Below are 18248 nucleotides of genomic sequence, written 5' to 3' on the forward strand. Positions count from 1 at the left end.
GCGGATCTGGAAAACATGTAACCAGCGGATACGGGAGAATTTTGATGAGCAATACTGATAACCCGTTCGGCGGCGGCTACAGCAGCGCAGCTGCGACAACGACGGTATCTTACGGCGGCGCGGCTCCCGCGGCCGCCTCAACCGCGGCTGGTGCCTTGATCAAGGATACCACCACGGCGGGATTTGCCGCGGATGTGATCGCCGAATCGAAGAGCCAACCGGTTCTGGTCGATTTCTGGGCCCCCTGGTGCGGGCCCTGCAAGCAATTGACACCGATCATTGAAAAGGTGGTCAATGCCGCCGGCGGGCGGGTAAAGCTGGTTAAAATGAATATTGACGAGCACCCTGCCATCGCAGGGCAACTCGGTATTCAATCAATTCCGGCGGTGATTGCCTTTGCTGATGGCAAGCCGGTCGATGGTTTCATGGGCGCATTGCCGGAATCAAAGGTCAAGGAATTCATTGATCGCATTGCGTCACCGGATGGCGGCAGGGATGCAGCCATTCAATCGGCGCTGGATGCGGCTACCCAGGCTGCAGCAGCGGGAGATATGGAGCAGGCGGCCCAGATCTATTCGGCCGTTCTGGCGGAAGTGCCCGATCATGTGGCGGCGCTTGCCGGACTTGCCAATTGCCTGATCGATCTGGGTGATCTTGACCAGGCCAAGGCCGTTCTGGAGCAGGTTCCCGCGAACAAGAAAGACGATGCCAGTGTGCGTGCGGCGGAAGCAAAAGTTGCCCTGGCTGATCAAGCGGCGAAGCTGGGTGACCCTGTTGCGCTGGAAGCAAAACTTGCGGCGAATCCCGGGGATCATCAGGCGCGGTTCGACCTTGCCATGTTCCTGAATGCCACCGGACAGCGGGATGAGGCGGCCGATCATCTTCTCGCCATCATGAAGGCCGATCGTACCTGGAATGATGACGGAGCCCGCAAACAGCTGCTGCAGTTTTTCGACGCATGGGGTCCAGCTGATCAGGCTTCCCTGACCGCGCGCCGGAAACTGTCTTCCCTGCTGTTTTCCTGAGTAAAATAGGGCACAATAGCGATTGATCCCTGATGCTGCGGATCAATCACTGGAGCTGGTGATGCAAGCAGGCAATGTTCGTTATCGGACGCTGGACAATATTCCGGAAAGCGTGCCGATTTTCCCCCTTTCGGGAGCCCTCTTGCTTCCGGGTGGTCAGTTGCCGTTGAATATATTCGAACTGCGTTATCTGGCCATGGTGGACGCGGCTTTGAGTGGAAAGCGCGTCATCGGCATGATTCAGCCACGCTTCGACGAGGGCGATACGGACGCGGATGAACTGTGTGAAGTGGGATGCCTTGGCCGCATCACGTCGTTCGCCGAGACCGGTGACGGGCGCCTTCTCATCACATTGCAGGGCATTTGCCGCTTTCGGATTGTCAAGGAACTCTCCACCCGGACACCGTTCCGTCAGTGCAAGATTGCGCCGCTTCTGGCGGATCTGGACGAGGCAGACGACTCGGAAGTCGACCGGCCGGCGCTGCTGCGCGTCTTCCGGGATTATCTCGATGCCAACAACCTCGAAGCGGATTGGGACGGTATTTCCCGCGCGGGCAACGAAACACTGGTCAATGCCCTCGCCATGATGTCGCCTTTCGGTGCCGCTGAAAAGCAGGCTCTGCTGGAGGCCGCCGATCTGAAAACGCGGGCCGAGACTTTGATCGCGATCACCGAAATCATGCTGGCGAAAGACCAGGATGGTTACGAGTCGAACCTGCAGTAATCCCCGAGGAAGCGAGCCATGATCGAACAAAAACGCGACCCCGCCATTGATCGCAAGCTGCTTGAACTTCTGGTTTGCCCGCTGACCAAGGGGCCGCTTGTCTACGATCAGGAGAGATCCGAGCTGATCTCGAAGTCGGCTCATCTCGCCTATCCGATCCGGGACGGGATACCGATCATGCTGCCATCGGAAGCGCGAACCATCGAAGATTAGTTTATTTTTACTGCAATCATTGCCGAACCTGCCAAAATACGAGTCAGTTGAACAACTGATAATCGAAGGCGGTGCGATGGCCAGGCGGAACGACAAACGCGATATCCTTGTTGCCACAGCTGCCGGCTTGTTCTGGCGACGGGGCTTCGCCGTGACAAGCCTTGCCCACATCGCTGCGGAATCGGGAATTCCGCTTGGAAACATCTATTATTATTTCAAGACAAAGGCCGACCTGGCGCGCGGTGTTGCCGATATTTTCGTTGCTGAAACCGAGGATATGCTGACGGCCATTGTCGAAGCGGATCAGGATCCGCGCAAGCGTCTGCTGCTGCTGATTGAAAAGCTGTCGCATTCGCTTAAAAGCCGTGTCGAGAACGGCTGTCCGATCGCCTTGGGAATACGGGATTTTCGCCATGAATCGCCGGAAGCCGCCGAACGGGCGGCCGAAGTTTTCAGCCTCCTGATTGGATTCATTGGAAGAGAGCTGGGGCGAACCGGCGTGCGCCCGTCTGCGGCACTTGGAACCGCCCGCAATGCCCTGGCCGAATGGCAGGGCGGTATCATGCTCGCGCATGGTCTCAAAGACGCGACAGTGCTTGCTGAAAGCTTCCGGCGCATGGAGCGGCTTCTGGTGCCAATGCGCGGTTAGTCTGCAGGCCACTCGCATCCTTGCTGCAAAGGCACTATATGAGGCCAGAAAGTGCTCCAGGAGTTTTAATGGCCAGAAGTAATCAAACCGCCGATTGGGGCAATCGCTTGTCGCCAGCCCTGAGCGAGATCGAATCACTCGCGATAGAGGCCTATGCGCATCTGCCCGACGATTTCCGCAGTTTGTGCGGCGATATCACCATTCAGGTGTCGGAATTCCCCGATGATCAGATTGTCGAGGACATGGGGCTGGAATCGCCGTTTGATTTGCTTGGATTGTTTGAAGGGCGGGGTATCGGAGAACGGTTCTCGCTTCAAACCGGGGAAAGACCCAATATCATCACGATTTATCGCCGCGCCGTGCTGGATTACTGGGCGGAGTACGAGGAGGCCTTGGGGGATATCGTGACCCATGTCCTCATCCATGAAATCGGCCATCACTTCGGCCTCTCGGACGAGGATATGGAGCGCATTGAGGCAAGCGTGGAATAATCGACCGATGATACCCTGCCATCAGCCGGTTTGACCGGCCTATTCCTTTTGAGGACAGGCCGGCCTCGCGCGAAGATGCCATGGCGCGTACATCACAGAGCAACGATATCACGCGCTCAAACGGCATCCCGTGTGGAATGCCGCTATTAGTCAGTAGTCGCCGAGCTTGATACCTGGCTCATAATCGACGCCATCGACATCCTTTACAACAGCCTGACCACACTGCATCACCCCGGTAACGGTGTTGAACGCATAGGTGGGGGAACCATAGATATGCCAGCCCTTGTTGATGGCCGACGTCACCTTGTGGCAGAAGCTGGCATCATCCGGTCCGGTCAAAAAGCGATAAAGTTTCATGCTTTGTCTCCTGTCATTTGCGCTTTGGCCATCATCTTCTCCGCGTTGGCAAGATGCAGGCGTTCTATCATTCTTCCGTTCAGGGCAATTGCGCCCTTGTCAGCATTTTCCGGAAGGGAAAATGCCTCGACGATCGATCGTGCGGCGGCAAGGGCCGCCTCATCCGGTGAAAAGGCGTGATTTGCAGCACCGATCTGTGCGGGATAAATGAGCGTTTTGCCGTCAAAACCCATCTTTGCACCCTGGTCGCATTCAAGCGTGAAACCCGCCGCATCGGCAAAGTCATTATAGACGCCATCGATCACATCAAGCTTTCCGGCTTTGGCACAAAGCACGATCTGCATCAGCCACGGGACGAGATAGGCGCGATTGCCCTCCGTGCTCACACCGGTTTCCTTGGCGATATCGTTTGTCCCGACGACAAAGCAATCCAGACGCCCGGTGGATCGCAGACCCAGCTCGGCGATCTCGTCCGCATTGAGGATACCACGCGGTGTCTCGATCATCGCCCACAGCCGAATGTTTTCGGACGCGTCGGTCTCCTCGAGTATTTCAGTCACGCCAGTCACGTCTTGCGGTGTTTCCACCTTGGGGAGAAGGATGGCGTCAGGCTTGCAGGCGCGCGCGGCGAGAAGATCCTCGGCGCCCCATTCGCTTGCAAGGGCATTGATGCGGATGATCCGTTCGGCCTTGCTTGCCGGATTGGCGCGAAAATAATCGCGCAATGCTTCGCGGGCATCGTCCTTGGCCTGCGGAGCGACGGCATCCTCCAGATCAAAAATGACCGCATCCGCATCAAGGCTCGCAATCTTGGCAAGAGCCTTGGCGTTCGAGGCGGGAACATAGAGAACCGAGCGGCGAGGGCGAAATGTTTTGCGCATGGCACTTTTTTGCATTGATCGACGGGCCAAGACAAGCGCAATCATGCGGCGTGGCCTGCCCCAATCTGCCACAGGGGGAAAGTCTTTGATTCGCCGTCAAGCTGGTGTAAAGCGAAGATACTCGTATTACCGAACACTACAGGCAGAGATCATGGACAAGTTTACCAAGCTCACCGGCGTTGCCGCACCGTTGCCGATCATCAATATCGACACGGATATGATCATTCCGAAGGACTACCTGAAGACGATCAAGCGCACCGGTCTTGGCACAGGGCTCTTTGCCGAAATGCGTTACAATGAAGACGGTTCGGAAAATCCGGATTTCGTCCTCAACAAGCCGGCCTATCGCAAGGCTCAGATTCTGGTGGCCGGCGACAATTTCGGCTGCGGCTCCAGCCGTGAGCATGCGCCGTGGGCATTGCTCGATTTCGGCATCCGCTGCGTCATCTCGACCAGCTTCGCCGATATTTTCTACAACAACTGCTTCAAGAACGGCATCCTGCCGATCCGCGTCAGCCATGAGGACCTGGACAAGTTGATGGATGACGCGCAGCGCGGCGCCAATGCAACGCTGACGATCGATCTGGAAGAGAAGACGATCAAGGGGCCGGATGGCGGCCAGATCAGTTTCGATCTTGATGAATTCCGCCGCTACTGCATGCTGAACGGTCTTGATGACATTGGCCTGACCATGGAAAAGGCGGCGAAGATTGACAGCTTCGAGGCTGCCAACGCCCAAAGGCATCCCTGGGCCTGAGCTCAGGCGCGGCAATTGCTGCAACAAAAAAGGGCGCAGAAACTGCGCCCTTTTCTATTTTGACGGCATGCCGGGTTTCAGGCTGCGAGCTGCTTCGGCTGAATCAGCCCGCGCGCGACGAGAAGCTCGGCGATCTGGATGGTGTTGAGGGCCGCACCCTTGCGCAGATTGTCCGAAACAATCCAAAGCGACAGGCCATTCTCAACAGTGATGTCCTCGCGGATACGCGAAATATAGGTGGCGTCTTCGCCCGCTGCTTCATAGGGGGTGATGTAGCCGCCATCCTCATGCCGGTCGACAACGAGGCAGCCCGGTGCATCCGATAGGATCTCGCGGGCTTCTTCAGCGCTCATCGGGCTTTCGAATTCGATATTCACGGCTTCGGAATGGCCAATGAAGACGGGTACACGGACACACGTCGCCGTGAGCTTGATCTTGGGATCGAGCATCTTCTTGGTCTCGGCGACCATCTTCCACTCTTCCTTGGTGTAGCCGTCTTCCATGAAGACGTCGATGTGCGGGATCACGTTGAAGGCGATGCGCTTGGTGAACTTCTTGGCTTCCACCGGATCGGCAACGAACACCGCCCGTGACTGCTGGAACAGCTCATCCATGCCATCCTTGCCGGCGCCGGAAACCGACTGGTAGGTGGCAATCACAAGACGCTTGATCCTGGCCTTGTCATGCAGCGGCTTCAACGCCACCACAAGCTGTGCCGTGGAGCAGTTCGGGTTGGCAATGATGTTCTTCTTGGAGAAACCGACAATCGCGTCCGGATTTACTTCCGGCACGATCAGCGGCACGTTGGAATCGTAGCGCCAGGCGGAGGAATTGTCGATGACGACACAGCCCTGCGCCCCGATCTTCGGCGACCACTCCTTGGATATATTGCCGCCAGCCGACATCAGGCAGATATCGGTATCGGAAAAATCATAGGTATCGAGGGCTTTGACCTTCAGCGTGCGGTCGCCAAAGGAGACTTCGGTGCCCTGAGACCGGCGTGAGGCGAGCGCCACGACTTCACTGACCGGAAAGCCGCGCTCTTCCAGTATTGTCAACATTTCGCGGCCCACATTACCTGTGGCGCCTACAACCGCAACCTTGAAACTCATCTGTGTTATCTCCTGTCCCTCACAGCTCTTTGCGAAAAACCCGCTGGCCATTGCGGGTCTTTTCCCCCGGGCCGGACCCGGGAGGGGGCGAGCAGGCCAAGGGAAATCAGACCGTTTTGGTGGTCGTTTTGGCCGGCATTTTGGTGGAAAGAACAGACGCGCCTGCGCATCCGGCACGAATGCCGGAACCGCTCGTCAAAAAGTGTGCAGTTGATTCGCTGCTCACGGGGCGTCTCCTTAACCTGACATGCTTGTATCCGCTTTCCAAAAAGAGTCAATTGTCCATTCAAAAGAGAAGAATATGTCGCGTTACGCACAATTTTGAACTTTTGCCGTAAAATGCGGTCTTTGCTTTCGCGAATATTTGTTCAACACTTGAGCAGTGCATGGGGTGCATGACCTTTGGGGGGAGAGTTCCGGAGGACATTCACCGGCGTAAGGTCAGTCGAAGTCCCGCAGGACTTTGCCGTTGGTTCATACGCAGTGACAAATCCGAGGGACGTGAGCGGCTGCTGAGCCGATCGGGTCCCGGCGTAAATGCTGTTTTCTGGGAGGAATACAAATGGCGACCACTTCTGTGGCTGGTACTGCCAGCCGGGGTATGACGAGAGAGGAGAAGAAAGTTATCTTCGCTTCCTCACTCGGAACTGTTTTCGAATGGTATGATTTCTACTTGTACGGCTCATTGGCTGCCTTCATTGGCGCAGCGTTTTTCAGTGAATACCCTGAAGCGACGCGCAACATATTTGCGCTTCTGGCGTTTGCCGCGGGCTTTCTCGTTCGTCCCTTCGGCGCCCTGGTCTTCGGACGGATTGGCGATCTCGTCGGCCGCAAATATACCTTCCTGGTGACTATTCTGATCATGGGCCTGTCGACGTTTCTGGTCGGTATTCTTCCAGGATCAGGCAGCTGGGGCATCGCTGCACCGATCATCCTGATTGCGCTGCGCATGTTGCAGGGCTTGGCTCTCGGCGGCGAATATGGCGGTGCCGCAACCTATGTGGCTGAACACGCGCCGAACAATCGTCGCGGTTATTACACATCATGGATCCAGACGACCGCAACGCTCGGTCTGTTCCTGTCGCTGGTGGTTATCCTTATCGTCCAGAATTGGCTTGGCAAGGACGCATTCGCTGCCTGGGGCTGGCGCGTACCTTTCATTCTCTCATTTGTTCTTCTGGGTATATCGGTGTGGATTCGGCTCTCGTTGAGTGAATCACCGGCTTTCAAGAAGATGAAAGAAGAAGGCAAGGGCTCCAAGGCACCGCTGTCGGAGGCTTTCGGCCAGTGGAAAAATGCCCGGATTGCGCTGCTCGCCTTGTTCGGCCTCACCGCTGGTCAGGCTGTTGTCTGGTATTCCGGCCAGTTCTATGCCCTGTTCTTCCTGCAGAACGTGCTGAAAGTGGATGGGCAGTCCGTCAATATCATGATTGCAATCGCGCTCCTGCTTGGCACAGGCTTTTTTGTGTTCTTTGGCTGGCTCTCCGACAAGATCGGCCGCAAGCCGATCATCATGGCAGGCCTTGCTCTGGCAATCCTGACCTACTTCCCGCTGTTCAAGGCACTCACGCACGCTGCAAATCCGGCGCTGGCCCAGGCGGAGGCAACGGTCCGCGCCACAGTAACCGCCGCACCGGGCGACTGTACCTTCCAGTTCAACCCGGTTGGTACAGCCAAGTTCAACAATTCATGTGACATTGCGACAGCGTTCCTGTCCCGCAGTTCGGTGCCCTATGAAGTGGTTGCCGGTCCCGCCGGTCAGCCAGCCACCGTCAAAATCGGCGATACGGTCATTCCATCCTATGATGCCGTGGCCGCTGGTCCCGATGCTGCTGCCAAAAGCGCCGTGCTTACCCATGACCTGAACCTGGCGTTGCAGAAGGCCGGTTTCCCGCTTGTGCGGGCGCCTGCCAAGGTTGCCGATGTCAAACTTGACGGCTTCATCAAGGCTAATCCCGAATTGAACATTGATGCTGCCGCGGTTCGTGCCGGCGAAAAGGCGGTCACCCCGGTCGCTGATCTCGTCAAAGCAAAGCTGATCACCACGGAGCAGGCAGCCGGTGCTACGGAGATGGCGGTTTATACCATTCCCAATGGCGGTCTCTTCACCATGGTCGCTGACCCCAAGGCCGTTAACTGGCCGATGACCATCGCCATCCTGTTCGTTCTGGTGCTCTATGTGACGATGGTTTATGGCCCGATTGCCGCGATTCTGGTCGAGATGTTCCCGACCCGCATCCGGTATACCGGCATGTCATTGCCTTATCACATTGGCAATGGCTGGTTCGGCGGCCTGCTTCCGGCAACGGTCTTTGCGATGAGCGCCGCCAAGGGCGATATCTATTATGGCCTTTGGTACCCGATCGTCATTGCAGCCATGACGTTGGTGATCGGCCTGATCTTCGTTCGTGAAACCAAAAACGAGGATCTGCACGACATCAAGTAGTCGACGGCTCAATAAAAAGCCCGGCGCGAGGAATCGCGCCGGGCTTTTCTTTGTCCGGATGAGTGTGATCAGGCAGCGAGCGCCTTGAATTTTGCAAGGATGGCATCACCCATCTGGGTGGTACCAACCTTGGTGCTGCCTTCCGACATGATGTCGGCGGTGCGGATGCCGTCGCCAAGCACACCGGCAATCGCCGCTTCCAGCCGGTCCGCTTCTTCCACCATGTTGAATGAGTAGCGCAGGCACATGGCAAAGGAGGCGATCATGGCAATCGGATTGGCGGCGCCTGTTCCGGCGATATCGGGAGCCGACCCATGCACGGGTTCGTAGAGCGCCTTGCGGCTGCCGGTCTTGCCATCTGGCGCACCGAGTGAGGCTGAGGGCAGCATGCCGAGAGAACCGGTCAGCATGGCGGCAATATCGGAAAGCATGTCACCGAAGAGATTGTCCGTGACAATCACGTCGAACTGCTTGGGCCAGCGCACGAGTTGCATGCCACCGGCATCGGCCAGCATGTGCTCGAGCTGAACGTCGGAATAGCGGGCTTTATGGGTCGCTGTAACGACCTCGTTCCACAACACGCCCGATTTCATGACGTTGCGCTTTTCCATCGATGTAACCTTGTTCCGGCGCGTGCGGGCCAATTCAAAGGCGACGCCCGAAATACGCTCGATCTCATAGGTATCGTAGACCTGCGTATCGATGCCGCGCTTCTGGCCGTTGCCGAGGTCAATGATTTCCTTCGGTTCACCGAAATAGACACCGCCGGTCAATTCCCGCACGATCAGGATATCGAGACCTTCAACCACATCTTTTTTGAGGGACGAGGAATCGGCCAGCGCAGGATAGCAGATGGCAGGGCGCAGATTTGCAAACAGTTCCATGTCCTTGCGCAGGCGCAGAAGGCCAGCCTCCGGGCGAACATCATAGGGAACGCTGTCCCACTTCGGTCCGCCGACGGCACCGAAGAGAACCGCGTCCGCGGCCATGGCCTTGGCCATGTCGGCATCCGAGATCGCCTTGCCATGGGCATCGTAAGCAGAACCGCCGACAAGGCCTTCCTCAAGTTCAAAGCCACTTTTCAGTTCGGCATTCATATAGGCGATAATCTTGCGAACTTCGGCCATTGCTTCGGGTCCGATGCCGTCGCCGGGAAGAAGAAGGAGCTTTTTCGATGCCATTTCGGGGAAACCTCTAGGAGTGTTTGAAAGGGATGGCGGTTCCTTAGCGCAAGTTCAGCAAAGAAGGAAAGCTTTCTGCGAAATTTTCCGATAGCTGATACGCCCTGCAATGAATTGTGAAGCAGCGGTCAGCCCCCGCAACCCTCCGGTAATGTCGGTGCAATCTTCGCAGCCTAGTTGCCGCTCATGAATATTTTTGATGGGAATCTTCCACATGTCGACACGCAATGCTCGTAATTGCAAGCGGGCAATCGGAGCCGGTTTCGTACTGGCTGCAGCGGTTCTGACCGGGTGTGCGTCTGATATCATGAAGAATTATATCGGGCAGCCGCTGGAGTCCGTGGTTATCGACTACGGGCCACCGACCGAAGTCCTCGATCTGGGGCCAGGCGAGCGCGCGTACCAGTGGCGCAAGATATCGACCAATGCCGTATCCGGCACATCCACTGGTGAAGTTCGCGATACAAGGCATGGCAGGCGATATATCGAAACGGAAACGCCAAGCTATGTCGAGCAGAAGGAGTGCTTCTATACGTTCTATGCGCGGTCGTCGGGCGGCCGCTGGTACATCACCAACTTCCGTAAGCCAAAACTGGAGTGTGAGTAAGCATCCTCGCCGGCGGCCGTGCGGAGTGAGCGACACTGCTTTTACTTGCGAGGCATGGTAGAGATTTGACCGCCACAATCGGCATTGCTGCCGACTTTCTACGAACGGAGAATTCAAATGCGCATCTTGCTGCTTGAGGACGAGCCGGAAATGGCTTCGGTCCTGAAGGCCGCGCTGGAGCGTCGCGATGTGGTCGTCGATCATGTATCGACATTGGCCGACGCCGAGGCCATGGCAAAATTTGGCCCTTATGATGCTGTCGTGCTGGACCGGAGATTGCCTGATGGCGAAGGCCTCAGTCTGATCCCACGACTGCGAGCGCTGCATGTCGATGCCCCGGTCATCGTGCTGACCGCCATGAGCAGCCTGAATGATCGTGTTGCCGGGCTTGATGCTGGGGCCGATGATTACATGGTGAAGCCCTTCGCAACGGAAGAGCTGATGGCCCGGTTGCGGGCGTTGCATCGGCGTCCGTTCACGCTGCGCGCGGAACAAGCGGTTGTCGGGCGCCTTACCTATGATTTTCGCCACCGGGAGGCGCTGATAGAAGATCAGCCGCTGGAGTTGCCGCGGCGCGAACGATTGGTGCTTGAGACGCTGATCCGCCGCCCCGGCCGGACAGTCCTGCGTGCGACACTTGAGGAATCCGTCTATGCCATGGACGATGAAATCGGGTCTAACGCGCTTGATGCACATGTATCGCGGCTGAGACGCAAACTGGAAGATGTGTCGGCAGGTGTCGAGATACGGGCTATACGCAATCTCGGCTATCTGTTACGGGCAATTGTATGAAGAAAATCCGCCCGCGCTCGTTGCAATGGGTTCTGGTACGCAGGCTCATTTTGCTGCAGGCGGCGACATTGCTCATCTTTATCGGCCTGTTCACATTGGTGTTGTGGGTGGCCAATCCGCGGCTGCTCATCGACAATGAGGCGGCGGTTGCTATTCTGAAGAGCGCAATCGACAGGGATGCCGATGGCAAACTGATCGTCCATGAGACGGAAGAGCTGAAGACCTTTCTGCAGGAATTTCCCAAACTTTGGTACATAGCACGCGACGCGAATGGTCAGGCTGTCCAACGCGGTGACGTTCCCGTCGGTTATGGCAATGATACCAGTGACCTCCTGAAAGCCGTGGATCATGCGACGCTCGGTTTTCGAGAGGGTGATCTTCGGCCCGAAGCGGTGGTTTCGAAGATTGATACCAAGGCGGGACCGATACAGGTCATTACCTCAACCCGTGCATCGCGGGATGAGAACGAGGGGCTGGAAGTCAATATCGACATGCAGGTCGATATGGCGCGCAATCCGGATGGAACCACAGCCTGGATCAGGGTTATTCCTGTTCTCATCATCGTCATCATCGCATTGCTTCTGCCCATCATCATTGTCATGGGCGTGACGACGCTGGTGACAACGCCGGCGGTGGTGCGCCGCTCTCTGGCCGGTCTGGTTGCCATCGCCAGCCAGGCCGGACGTATCGACATCAACAACCGCGCCATGCAACTGCCGATCGAACAGGTTCCGTCGGAAATCACACCGCTGGTCCAAGCCTTCAACCACGCGCTCGCACGCCTTGGCCAGGGTTATGATCAGCACAATCGCTTCCTGACGGACGCAGCGCATGAGTTGCGGACTCCTATTGCGATTCTGCGTACACGCGCCGAGCTGCTGACAGAGGATCCGCAAAGCGCCCGTTTGCTGCAGGACATTGAGCGTCTCTCTCATCTGGCGCAGCAATTGCTCGACCGGCAATTGCTCGACCAGCCGGTGGGGCCGGGTGAAGTTGTCGATCTGGTCGAATTGACGGGGCAGATCGTGGCTGACTTCGCGCCATTGGCGATTGCCGCCGGTTACGATCTTTCATTCGAACCGGCACCCAAAAGCGTCCGCGCACAGGTCAATGCCCTGCAAATCGAACAAGCCGTGGCCAACCTTATCCGCAATGCCATCGAACATAGCGACGGGACGGGAACAATCACCGTACTCGTGGACCAAGCGGGTGGCATTGAGGTTCGCGATGAAGGACCGGGTATTCCCGAGGAAGAGCATGAACACGTGTTCGAACCGTTTTATCGCTTGCGGCCGCGTTCCAGCGGCGCCGGTCTTGGTCTTAACCTGACGCGGCAGATTGCGCGGCTGCACGGCGGTCGCGTTGACATACTGACCGGGCCATGGCGCGGAGCCCGAATCCGCCTGCAATTGCCCCTCTACAAGTCGGCCTGAGACAATAGCCGGATGGCTACTTCACCTCTTCAATGCTTTCAATCAGATTGTCCCGCATGACGATCAGTTCCGATCGCAGCGACTTTGCTTCGTCCATGGTACAGCCGAAAGCCTTGCCCATGGCGACCGGTACTGCCTCAGCGCGTGCGCGCATTGCGCGCCCGTCTGCGGTCAAGCCAATCAAGACCTGCCTTTCGTCCACCGTGTCACGGCGGCGTGTGATCAGACCAGCCGTTTCCAGGCGCTTAAGCAACGGCGTGAGCGTGCCCGAGTCCAGGCTGAGCTTCTCGCCGATTGCCTTGACGGTCTGGTTTTCCTCTTCCCAGAGGACAACCATGACAAGATATTGCGGATAAGTCAGGCCCAGCGCCGCGAGACGGGGCTGATAGGCCCGCGTCACCGCATTGGCCGTGGAATAGATGGCAAAGCACAGGAAGTTCTCCAAGCTAAGGAGGGATTCCTGATCGTTTGCGCCTGTCTTCTCCATCGTCATCACTCCATTTTTATTCCTGCATACAATACACAAGGCAATTAAATTGCGCATCATTTAATTTTTCGTAATCATATGCAATTTCATATTGCGTACAATTTAATTGTGTGCAATTTAATATGCATCGAACAACCCAACTCAACCAAAGGAGCCTATGATGAGCATTCTTTACACAACCAAAGCGACAGCAACAGGCGGACGTGACGGCACTGCATCGAGTGAAGATGGCCGCCTTAAGGTGACGCTATCGACGCCGAAGGAACTGGGCGGCAACGGCGCCGAAGGCACCAATCCGGAGCAGCTCTTTGCTGCGGGCTATTCCGCCTGCTTTATCGGCGCAATGAAGTTTGTTGCCGCGCAGAAGAAGATCAAGCTCGCCGATGATACATCGGTCACGGCAACCGTAGGTATCGGTCCGCGCGACGATGGCAAGGGTTTTGGCCTTGATGTGGCTCTGGCCGTATCGCTGCCGGGAATCGAGGCCGCCACCGCCCGTGAGATCGTTGATGGTGCCCACATCGTTTGTCCCTATTCTGAAGCCACCCGCAGCAATCTGAACGTTCGTATCTCGATCAACTGAGACGCTCCGGCGTTGCAACAGAGATGAAGACCATGAGCAAGACCGGACTGACATCACGCCGTTCCTTCCTGACAGCGACGGCGGCACTCGTCGCGGCTGTCAGCCTCAAGGTCGGCGACGCAGACGCAGCAAACCAGATCAGCAAAACCAAATCCAAGGAAGCCGCGAAAGGGCACAAGACCATGAGCACGTTTATCACCGAGGATGGAACCGAGATTTATTTCAAGGACTGGGGCAAGGGACAGCCTGTCGTATTCAGTCATGGCTGGCCGCTCAATGCCGATGCATGGGAAGACCAGATGGTCTTCCTCGCCTCCAATGGCTACCGCGCCATTGCCCATGACCGTCGCGGTCATGGTCGGTCCAGTCAGCCCTGGAATGGCAACGACATGGACACCTATGCGGACGATCTGGCTGAACTCTTCGAGAAGCTTGATCTGAAGGACGCCATCATGGTCGGTCATTCCACGGGCGGTGGTGAAGTCGCCCGCTATATCGGCCGCCACGGCACCAAGCGTGTTGCCAAGGCCGTACTGGTTGGGGCCGTTCCGCCGTTGATGCTGAAGACCGCCGCCAATCCCGGGGGCCTGCCGATGGAAGTGTTCGATGGCATTCGCGCCGGTGTGACTGCGGACCGCTCGCAGTTCTTCAAGGATTTGACAGCGCCGTTTTACGGAGCCAATCGTCCCGGCGCCAAGGTCTCGCAGGGTGTACGCGATGCCTTCTGGGCTCAGGGTATGCAGGGTGGTTTGAAGAACGAACTCGATTGCATCAAGGCATTTTCGGAGACTGATTTCACCGAAGATCTGAAGAAGTTCGACGTTCCGACCCTGTTCGTCCACGGCGACGATGATCAGATTGTGCCGATCGATGACTCGGCCAAAATCGCCACGACACTGGTCAAGGGTTCGAAGCTTACGATTTATCCGGGCGCTCCGCACGGTCTGGCAACGACCCACAAGGATCAGCTCAACAAGGACCTGTTGGCTTTCGCCAAGGCATGATCCGCTGATGTGAAAAACCCGCCGTGTTTTCAGCGCGGCGGGCTTTTACTTGGATCAGGCAAGACCGCGCTTCTCGATCATCGCATCGGGTGTTGGCATCTTGCCGCGGAAAGCCTTGTAGAGCTCTTCCGGGTCGCGGCTGCCGCCAGCCGAATAGATATATTGCTTGAGCTTCTTGGCGAGGTCGGTATTGAACACGTCGCCGGTTTCCTCGAATGCCTTGAACGCATCGGCATCCAGCACTTCCGACCACATGTAGGAATAATACCCGGCGGAATAGCCGTCGCCGGAGAAGACGTGCGTAAAGTGCGGCGTGCGATGACGCATGATGATCGCGTCGGGCATGGACAAACTTTTCAGCGTGTCAGCCTCGAACTGGATCGGGTCGGTGGGTGGTGTGCCGTCCGCATGGAAAGCCATGTCGACCAGCGCCGACGAGGTGAATTCTACCGTGTTGAACCCTGCATTGAAGGTGTTGGCAGCCAGCACCTTGTCGAGGAGTGCCTTGGGCATCGCCTCGCCAGTGCGGTAGTGGATCGCATATTTTTCCAGAACTGCGGGCACAGTCAGCCAATGTTCGTAAAGCTGCGAAGGCAGTTCAACAAAGTCACGCGAAACCGATGTGCCCGACACGGCCGGCCACGTCACGTCGGACAATAGGCCGTGCAAAGCATGGCCGAACTCGTGGAAGAGAGTGCGTGCCCCGTCCAATGAAAGGAGTGCGGGCTCACCCTTCGGCGGTTTGGCGAAATTCATCACGTTGTAGATGATCGGCGTCTGGCCGCCGTCGAGCTTGTGCTGCGATTGCAATGCGCTCATCCAGGCGCCGGAACGTTTGGATTGACGGTTGAAATAATCCCCCAGAAAAACGCCGCGGCGGCTACCATCCGGATTCTGGACCTCCCACACCCGCACATCGGGATGCCAGGTCGCAATGCCGGCCTTCTCTTCAAAGCGGATGCCAAAGAGCCGCGTTGCCACGTCGAAACAAGCCTCGATGATCTTTTCCAGCTGCAGGTATGGTTTCAGTTCCGCCTCGTCGAACGCAAAGCGCTCATTGCGCAGCTTCTCCGCGTAGAACCGCCAATCCCATGGAGCAACCTTGTGGTTGCGCCCCTCGGCGGCGATCAGGCGTTCCAGATCAATCTCTTCTTCGGCAGCGCGGTTGCGCGCCTTGTCCCACACCGGTTCGAGCAGGTCCATGACGGCCTTCGGTGTCTTGGCCATGGTGTCGTCCAGCTTGTAGGCGGCAAAACTGTGATATCCGAGCAGCTTGGCCTTTTCTGCACGCAGCGCCACCATCTCGGCGACGATTGCGCGGTTGTCGCTTGCTCCGCCGTTCTCGCCGCGCGCGGCCCAGGCGCGAAACGCCTTTTCCCGCAGGCTGCGGTCTTCAGAGAAGGACAGGAAAGGCTCGATGATCGAACGCGAAAGGGTGACAGCCCAGGCGTCCGGCCGATCGCGCTCCTCGGCAGCACCGCGCATGGCAGCACGCACGAAGTCCGGCAGGCCTTTCATCTGCGCTTCATCGGTGATGAAAAGCGCCCAGTCGGCTTCATCCTTCAGGACATTCTGACCAAACTGTGCGCCAAATCCCGCAAGTTTCTCATTGATGTCTGCAAGACGTGCTTTGCCTTGCTCATCCAGCCGCGCGCCGCTGCGTACGAAGCCTTTCCATGTCTTCTCAAGAACCCGATCCGTTTCTGCGTCAAGGCCGAGGAAATCGCGTTGTTCATAGAGCGAGTCGATGCGGGCAAACAGCTGCGGGTTCATCATGATGGACGAATAGTGGCGGGACATCTTGGGCGCGATGACGCGCTCCAACGCCTGAATAGTGTCGTTGGTATTGGCCCCGGCCCGCATCCAGAAAATGGAAGAGACGCGGTTGAGACCTTCGCCGGATAGCTGCAAGGCCTTCAGCGTATTGTCGATGGTCGGTGCCTCGTGATGGTTGATGATCGCGTCAACATCGGCAAGATCGGCCGCAAGTGCCGCCTCGAAGGCCGGGGCAAAATCGTCGTCGGTGAAAGCAGTGAAGTCGGGAAGTCCGAGCGGTCCGGTCCAGTCCGTCAGTGCGGGATTGATGGCTGGTTTCTGTGAGGACATGGGAAGGCTCCGTCATGGCTGATGAACTCTGGCTTTAACATCTAAGCGCGCAACCGAGTGATCACAAGTCGGCAGACCCAGAAAGCGCGGCACGAATGTATATCCAATGGTCAGCCAACAAAAAACGGAGCTTGCGCCCCGTTCTCAGTCGATATTTGCAGGATCAGCTGTTGCGCTTGCGGGCAGCCAGCGTGCGCAGGCGCAGGGCGTTGAGGCGGATAAAGCCCGCCGCGTCCTTCTGATCATAGGCGCCGCGATCATCCTCGAAAGTCACGAGCGCATCGGAATAAAGTGACTTTTTCGACTTGCGACCGGATATCATGACATTGCCCTTGTACAGCTTCAGGCGGACGACGCCCTCCACATCTTCCTGGCTCTTGTCAATCATGGCCTGCAGCATTTCGCGTTCCGGCGAATACCAGAAGCCATTATAGATCAGCTCCGCATAGCGTGGCATGAACTCATCCTTGAGGTGCGCCGCACCGCGATCCAGCGTGATCGACTCCATGGCGCGATGGGCAGCGAGAAGGATCGTGCCGCCGGGGGTTTCGTAAACGCCGCGCGATTTCATGCCAACGAAACGGTTCTCGACCAGATCAAGGCGACCGATACCGTTGTCGCGGCCGAGATCGTTGAGCGTTTTCAGCAATGTTGCCGGCGAAAGCGGTTTGCCATCGATAGCGACGGCGTCGCCCTTTTCGAAAGCGATCTCGATTTCTGTGACTTTGTCGGGTGCATCCATCGGCGAAATGGTGCGCTGGTGCACATATTCGGGGGCTTCCTGCCACGGATCTTCCAGAACCTTGCCCTCGGACGAGGAGTGCAGAAGGTTGGCATCGACGGAGAAGGGGGCTTCGCCGAGCTTGTCCTTGGCGATCGGAATCTGATGTTCGCGGGCGAATTCCAGGAGGTCTGTGCGTGACTTGAAAGTCCAGTCACGCCATGGTGCGATCACCTTGATGTCAGGGTTCAGCGCATAGGCGGAAAGCTCGAAACGAACCTGGTCATTGCCCTTGCCGGTTGCACCATGGGCGATGGCATCGGCTCCGGTGCGGGCGGCAATCTCAACAAGATGCTTCGAAATCAGCGGCCGCGCAATGGACGTGCCGAGCAAATAGACGCCTTCATAGACGGCATTGGCACGGAACATCGGGAACACGAAGTCGCGCACGAATTCTTCACGCACATCTTCGATATAAATTTCCTTGATGCCAAGCATTTCGGCTTTCTTACGCGCTGGTTCCAGCTCTTCGCCCTGGCCGAGATCGGCAGTGAAGGTAACGACTTCCGCGCCCAGTTCCGTTTGCAACCATTTGAGGATAATCGATGTATCGAGACCGCCGGAATAGGCCAGCACGACTTTCTTGACGTCTTTCCACTTGTTCATTCTGTTTCCCTGA

19 protein-coding genes are annotated in these 18248 nt (G+C 57.1%); 12 read left to right on the forward strand and 7 right to left on the reverse strand.

What is annotated here, in order from left to right:
• Window positions 1–44: 44 nt before the first annotated feature.
• The 5 genes from trxA (at window position 45) to ACIQWS_RS13435 (ending at window position 3102) form a co-directional block, all read left to right on the forward strand.
• Window positions 45–1025, forward strand: coding sequence for a thioredoxin (trxA, locus tag ACIQWS_RS13415; protein ID WP_403179858.1), 981 nt, complete (start codon window positions 45–47; stop codon window positions 1023–1025).
• 61 nt (window positions 1026–1086) lie between these two features.
• Complete coding sequence (locus ACIQWS_RS13420; RefSeq protein ID WP_223613936.1) at window positions 1087–1749, forward strand: LON peptidase substrate-binding domain-containing protein; 663 nt, start codon at window positions 1087–1089, stop codon at window positions 1747–1749.
• A gap of 18 nt (window positions 1750–1767) precedes the next feature.
• On the forward strand, window positions 1768–1962 hold the full coding sequence (locus ACIQWS_RS13425; RefSeq protein ID WP_264481810.1) for a Trm112 family protein: 195 nt from the start codon (window positions 1768–1770) through the stop codon (window positions 1960–1962).
• Between the two features lie 76 nt (window positions 1963–2038).
• Entirely contained in the window at window positions 2039–2611 is a 573-nt protein-coding gene (locus tag ACIQWS_RS13430; protein ID WP_346306700.1) for a TetR/AcrR family transcriptional regulator, read from the forward strand.
• Between the two features lie 68 nt (window positions 2612–2679).
• Window positions 2680–3102 (forward strand): metallopeptidase family protein, encoded by a 423-nt coding sequence (locus ACIQWS_RS13435; protein ID WP_223614138.1) that lies wholly within the window; start codon window positions 2680–2682, stop codon window positions 3100–3102.
• 150 nt (window positions 3103–3252) lie between these two features.
• Here the strand turns inward: ACIQWS_RS13435 and ACIQWS_RS13440 are convergent, their stop codons facing one another.
• A complete protein-coding gene (locus ACIQWS_RS13440) occupies window positions 3253–3459 on the reverse strand; it encodes a DUF1737 domain-containing protein (protein ID WP_403179866.1) in 207 nt (68 codons plus the stop codon).
• Window positions 3456–4340 (reverse strand): HpcH/HpaI aldolase/citrate lyase family protein, encoded by an 885-nt coding sequence (locus ACIQWS_RS13445; protein ID WP_403179869.1) that lies wholly within the window; start codon window positions 4338–4340, stop codon window positions 3456–3458. Before ACIQWS_RS13445 ends, ACIQWS_RS13440 begins: the two co-directional genes overlap by 4 nt.
• Before the next feature lie 151 nt (window positions 4341–4491).
• Between ACIQWS_RS13445 and leuD the strand changes: the two genes are divergently transcribed.
• Window positions 4492–5097, forward strand: coding sequence for a 3-isopropylmalate dehydratase small subunit (gene leuD / locus ACIQWS_RS13450; RefSeq protein WP_105734158.1), 606 nt, complete (start codon window positions 4492–4494; stop codon window positions 5095–5097).
• 77 nt (window positions 5098–5174) lie between these two features.
• Here the strand turns inward: leuD and ACIQWS_RS13455 are convergent, their stop codons facing one another.
• Window positions 5175–6209, reverse strand: a complete 1035-nt coding sequence (locus ACIQWS_RS13455; RefSeq protein ID WP_403179878.1) for an aspartate-semialdehyde dehydrogenase — start codon at window positions 6207–6209, stop codon at window positions 5175–5177.
• A gap of 562 nt (window positions 6210–6771) precedes the next feature.
• Between ACIQWS_RS13455 and ACIQWS_RS13460 the strand changes: the two genes are divergently transcribed.
• Window positions 6772–8655: an MFS transporter gene (locus ACIQWS_RS13460; RefSeq protein ID WP_346306698.1), complete on the forward strand. Its 1884-nt coding sequence runs from the start codon at window positions 6772–6774 to the stop codon at window positions 8653–8655.
• 68 nt (window positions 8656–8723) lie between these two features.
• On the opposite strand, the gene leuB is transcribed toward ACIQWS_RS13460, so the two are convergent.
• Complete coding sequence (gene leuB, locus ACIQWS_RS13465) at window positions 8724–9836, reverse strand: 3-isopropylmalate dehydrogenase (protein ID WP_223613930.1); 1113 nt, start codon at window positions 9834–9836, stop codon at window positions 8724–8726.
• 214 nt (window positions 9837–10050) lie between these two features.
• On the opposite strand from leuB, the gene ACIQWS_RS13470 reads away from it, so the two are divergent.
• The 3 genes from ACIQWS_RS13470 (at window position 10051) to ACIQWS_RS13480 (ending at window position 12668) form a co-directional block, all read left to right on the forward strand.
• Entirely contained in the window at window positions 10051–10443 is a 393-nt protein-coding gene (locus ACIQWS_RS13470; protein ID WP_346306697.1) for a hypothetical protein, read from the forward strand.
• Between the two features lie 117 nt (window positions 10444–10560).
• Window positions 10561–11235 (forward strand): response regulator, encoded by a 675-nt coding sequence (locus tag ACIQWS_RS13475; protein WP_403179889.1) that lies wholly within the window; start codon window positions 10561–10563, stop codon window positions 11233–11235.
• Complete coding sequence (locus ACIQWS_RS13480; RefSeq protein ID WP_346306695.1) at window positions 11232–12668, forward strand: HAMP domain-containing sensor histidine kinase; 1437 nt, start codon at window positions 11232–11234, stop codon at window positions 12666–12668. Before ACIQWS_RS13475 ends, ACIQWS_RS13480 begins: the two co-directional genes overlap by 4 nt.
• A gap of 16 nt (window positions 12669–12684) precedes the next feature.
• Here ACIQWS_RS13480 and ACIQWS_RS13485 read toward each other — a convergent pair whose 3' ends face one another.
• Window positions 12685–13155, reverse strand: a complete 471-nt coding sequence (locus tag ACIQWS_RS13485; protein WP_403179894.1) for a MarR family winged helix-turn-helix transcriptional regulator — start codon at window positions 13153–13155, stop codon at window positions 12685–12687.
• 160 nt (window positions 13156–13315) lie between these two features.
• Between ACIQWS_RS13485 and ACIQWS_RS13490 the strand changes: the two genes are divergently transcribed.
• Window positions 13316–13738: an organic hydroperoxide resistance protein gene (locus tag ACIQWS_RS13490; RefSeq protein WP_403179898.1), complete on the forward strand. Its 423-nt coding sequence runs from the start codon at window positions 13316–13318 to the stop codon at window positions 13736–13738.
• Between the two features lie 182 nt (window positions 13739–13920).
• Window positions 13921–14742, forward strand: coding sequence for an alpha/beta fold hydrolase (locus ACIQWS_RS13495; RefSeq protein ID WP_403180998.1), 822 nt, complete (start codon window positions 13921–13923; stop codon window positions 14740–14742).
• A gap of 54 nt (window positions 14743–14796) precedes the next feature.
• Here the strand turns inward: ACIQWS_RS13495 and ACIQWS_RS13500 are convergent, their stop codons facing one another.
• Both ACIQWS_RS13500 and ACIQWS_RS13505 read right to left on the reverse strand, forming a co-directional pair.
• On the reverse strand, window positions 14797–16848 hold the full coding sequence (locus ACIQWS_RS13500) for a M3 family metallopeptidase (protein WP_403179901.1): 2052 nt from the start codon (window positions 16846–16848) through the stop codon (window positions 14797–14799).
• A gap of 163 nt (window positions 16849–17011) precedes the next feature.
• Window positions 17012–18235 carry an argininosuccinate synthase gene (locus ACIQWS_RS13505; protein WP_403179905.1) on the reverse strand — a complete coding sequence of 408 codons (1224 nt, stop codon included), beginning with the start codon at window positions 18233–18235 and terminating at the stop codon, window positions 17012–17014.
• Between the last annotated feature and the right edge of the window lie 13 nt (window positions 18236–18248).

Source organism: Phyllobacterium sp. NPDC097923, from assembly GCF_044760925.1.
GTDB classification, from domain to species: domain Bacteria; phylum Pseudomonadota; class Alphaproteobacteria; order Rhizobiales; family Rhizobiaceae; genus Phyllobacterium; species Phyllobacterium calauticae.

What these genes read in the sequence shown, in the direction of transcription:
- trxA (WP_403179858.1), top strand. Translation starts at nt 45, where the DNA reads ATGAGCAATACTGATAACCCGTTCGGCGGCGGCTACAGCAGCGCAGCT.
- ACIQWS_RS13420 (WP_223613936.1), top strand. Translation starts at nt 1,087, where the DNA reads ATGCAAGCAGGCAATGTTCGTTATCGGACGCTGGACAATATTCCGGAA.
- ACIQWS_RS13425 (WP_264481810.1), top strand. Translation starts at nt 1,768, where the DNA reads ATGATCGAACAAAAACGCGACCCCGCCATTGATCGCAAGCTGCTTGAA.
- ACIQWS_RS13430 (WP_346306700.1), top strand. Translation starts at nt 2,039, where the DNA reads ATGGCCAGGCGGAACGACAAACGCGATATCCTTGTTGCCACAGCTGCC.
- ACIQWS_RS13435 (WP_223614138.1), top strand. Translation starts at nt 2,680, where the DNA reads ATGGCCAGAAGTAATCAAACCGCCGATTGGGGCAATCGCTTGTCGCCA.
- ACIQWS_RS13440 (WP_403179866.1), bottom strand. Translation starts at nt 3,459, where the DNA reads ATGAAACTTTATCGCTTTTTGACCGGACCGGATGATGCCAGCTTCTGC.
- ACIQWS_RS13445 (WP_403179869.1), bottom strand. Translation starts at nt 4,340, where the DNA reads ATGCGCAAAACATTTCGCCCTCGCCGCTCGGTTCTCTATGTTCCCGCC.
- leuD (WP_105734158.1), top strand. Translation starts at nt 4,492, where the DNA reads ATGGACAAGTTTACCAAGCTCACCGGCGTTGCCGCACCGTTGCCGATC.
- ACIQWS_RS13455 (WP_403179878.1), bottom strand. Translation starts at nt 6,209, where the DNA reads ATGAGTTTCAAGGTTGCGGTTGTAGGCGCCACAGGTAATGTGGGCCGC.
- ACIQWS_RS13460 (WP_346306698.1), top strand. Translation starts at nt 6,772, where the DNA reads ATGGCGACCACTTCTGTGGCTGGTACTGCCAGCCGGGGTATGACGAGA.
- leuB (WP_223613930.1), bottom strand. Translation starts at nt 9,836, where the DNA reads ATGGCATCGAAAAAGCTCCTTCTTCTTCCCGGCGACGGCATCGGACCC.
- ACIQWS_RS13470 (WP_346306697.1), top strand. Translation starts at nt 10,051, where the DNA reads ATGTCGACACGCAATGCTCGTAATTGCAAGCGGGCAATCGGAGCCGGT.
- ACIQWS_RS13475 (WP_403179889.1), top strand. Translation starts at nt 10,561, where the DNA reads ATGCGCATCTTGCTGCTTGAGGACGAGCCGGAAATGGCTTCGGTCCTG.
- ACIQWS_RS13480 (WP_346306695.1), top strand. Translation starts at nt 11,232, where the DNA reads ATGAAGAAAATCCGCCCGCGCTCGTTGCAATGGGTTCTGGTACGCAGG.
- ACIQWS_RS13485 (WP_403179894.1), bottom strand. Translation starts at nt 13,155, where the DNA reads ATGGAGAAGACAGGCGCAAACGATCAGGAATCCCTCCTTAGCTTGGAG.
- ACIQWS_RS13490 (WP_403179898.1), top strand. Translation starts at nt 13,316, where the DNA reads ATGAGCATTCTTTACACAACCAAAGCGACAGCAACAGGCGGACGTGAC.
- ACIQWS_RS13495 (WP_403180998.1), top strand. Translation starts at nt 13,921, where the DNA reads ATGAGCACGTTTATCACCGAGGATGGAACCGAGATTTATTTCAAGGAC.
- ACIQWS_RS13500 (WP_403179901.1), bottom strand. Translation starts at nt 16,848, where the DNA reads ATGTCCTCACAGAAACCAGCCATCAATCCCGCACTGACGGACTGGACC.
- ACIQWS_RS13505 (WP_403179905.1), bottom strand. Translation starts at nt 18,235, where the DNA reads ATGAACAAGTGGAAAGACGTCAAGAAAGTCGTGCTGGCCTATTCCGGC.